Origin of the sequence: Methanocrinis sp. (assembly GCF_049974945.1) — an archaeon.
GTDB lineage: Archaea > Halobacteriota > Methanosarcinia > Methanotrichales > Methanotrichaceae > Methanocrinis.
Genome location: NZ_JBNGCU010000170.1, coordinates 1 through 2,111 on the forward strand (window position 1 = coordinate 1; position 2,111 = coordinate 2,111).

Consider the following 2,111-nt stretch of genomic DNA (forward strand, 5'->3'; position numbering starts at 1 on the left):
CTCCTGATCTTTGATTCGGAGGCCTGGCCGGTGTTTCTGATCCCGTGGTTTTGGGGCATGAGGCCGGTGAGAATCGAGGCTATGGCGGGGGTGGTGGAGGGAGCGACGCATTCAGCTTTGAGGAGAAGCCCCTCTTCGGCCATGGATCTCATATTCGGAAGGTCGGGCTCCAGATCTTTGTAGAGGCCGTACCCCAGGCTGTCGACGATCGCGAGAACGACTCTGTCGCACCCCCATCCCTCTACATCGTCGATGGCCTTCCCATCGATGGGAGGGGTCCTCACCCCCAGGACCCGGGCCATGGTGGGGGCGACGTCCACGAGCTTGATAGATCTCGACATCTTCCTCCGGTTCAAAAGAGTAGGTACTCTTCACAGATCCTGTTCTGTTTCTCAGAGGTCGGTTCAGAACCCGCTCCAGTGCTCTTTGGTACAGCTATAGACATTCCAAATCACCTCTTACACCTTGAGGGGGCAACCTTGCGGTCCCATCGATGAAATAGGTTTGGCCGTTTCAGGAGGCAGGAGGTGTCTTTGGGCTATCCGTTCCCGCTTGGGGGGTCATCGCTATAAACTCCCGCCGGATATATGACTGCGATGGACCTCAAGACCAAGGCGCATCTCATCTCTCTGGGCAGCATTGAGCTGCCGGAATCGCTCCCCCCCTCCGGCCCCGTCTCGACGGCCGGTCCCGGCGCCGGAGAGAAGAACATCTTCTTAAGATCCGGCGAGAGGAGGGTGAGGCTCTCGGTGGTGGAGAGCTCTCCTCTGAAGCTCGCAGAGCTGAACGAGGGCGAGGTGACGATAATCGAGAACGGTGTCGAGGTCGCTAGGGGTGCTCTCGAACGACCCCTCCTCCACTGTCCCCGGCAGGCCTACATCACCGTCAGCGAGAAGTGCATCTACGACTGCAAGTTCTGCGCTGTGCCGAAGCTCTCGGGGGGCGTCAAGTCCAAAGAGCGGGTGGTGGATATGGTGGGCCGGGCCCAGGATACCGGGGAGCTGGAGGCGATATCCCTCACCAGCGGCGTCGAGAGTTCTCCGGAGGATGAGGTGGCCAAGGTCGCCGATATCGTGAGGAGCCTTCGCAGGTTCGACCTGCCGATAGGGGTCTCGGTGACCCCCGCCCCCCGCTCCAGCGAGATCCTGAGGGAGGCGGGAGCAGACGAGATCAAGTACAACGTCGAGTGCCTGGACCCGGAGCTCTTCGGGCGGGTCTGCCCAGGGGTCTCCCTGAAGAAGATCAAGATGGCTCTATCGGACGCCGTCGGCCACTTCGGTGAAAACAGAGTCTTCTCCAATGTGATCATAGGCCTCGGCGAGTCGGATCGCGCCCTTCGTGATGGTATCGAGGAGCTGGCCGAGATGGGCGTCCTTCCGATCATCAGGGCCGTCTACCCCCATCCTCTGAGGGTGGGCGAGATCGAGATGTCCAGGCCGTCCCCGGAGCGGCTGATAGAACTCGCCCGTCATGTAAGAGGGGTCCTCGACGAGCACGGTCTTCGCGGCGATGTCGCCGAGACGGGATGCTACCGGTGCACCGGGTGCGACCTGATCCCCCACCGGGATCTTTGAAGACGGCGCTCAGGACTCAAAATCCTCATCATCGATCAGGCAGGTCAGCTCATCACGGCGCCGTCCAAGAATACCATTAAATAGGTGTACTGAGACTTCAAGGTTGCCTTTCTGTGCGGGGGTCGCCAAGCCAGGTCAACGGCGCTAGGTTCAGGGCCTAGTCTCGCAGGAGTTCGGGGGTTCGAATCCCCTCCCCCGCATTAATTAGATCTCATAAAGCATGACCAGGACAGGGTGATGATCATCGATCTCGGCCCGGTCGAGGGGATGGTGGAGGATAGGATAGAGTTTCTAGGGGTGCACAGCCCCAAAGAGAGGGAGTACGCCATAATCGTATGATCTAGAAATCGGATAGAAGTCAGCGATCCAGCGGGACGGAACCAAGCCGCAATCGATATAAACCTTGAGTAATATCTCAGAGAGCAGGTGCTCTGGATAAGAAGCCCCCTGTAACATCAGGGCCGTCCATCCAGTGGGACGCTGGAGGGACCGAAGAGGTCCCTTTATAAGCAGAGCTCTCTTTATAAGCAGAGCTCT

2 protein-coding genes and 1 tRNA gene are annotated in these 2,111 nt (G+C 59.0%); 2 read left to right on the top strand and 1 reads right to left on the bottom strand.

The features are described from left to right. Positions 1-341: alkaline phosphatase family protein (locus ACP5EL_RS10220; RefSeq protein WP_428402407.1), on the bottom strand; the 341-nt coding region annotated here is incomplete at its 3' end. Positions 342-596: 255 nt separating this feature from the next. On the opposite strand from ACP5EL_RS10220, the gene ACP5EL_RS10225 reads away from it, so the two are divergent. Together ACP5EL_RS10225 and ACP5EL_RS10230 are read left to right on the top strand one after the other, a co-directional pair. Further along, positions 597-1,574, top strand: a complete 978-nt coding sequence (locus ACP5EL_RS10225; protein WP_428402408.1) for a radical SAM protein — start codon at positions 597-599, stop codon at positions 1,572-1,574. 115 nt (positions 1,575-1,689) lie between these two features. Next, positions 1,690-1,774 (top strand) — tRNA-Leu (locus tag ACP5EL_RS10230). Positions 1,775-2,111: the final 337 nt, after the last annotated feature.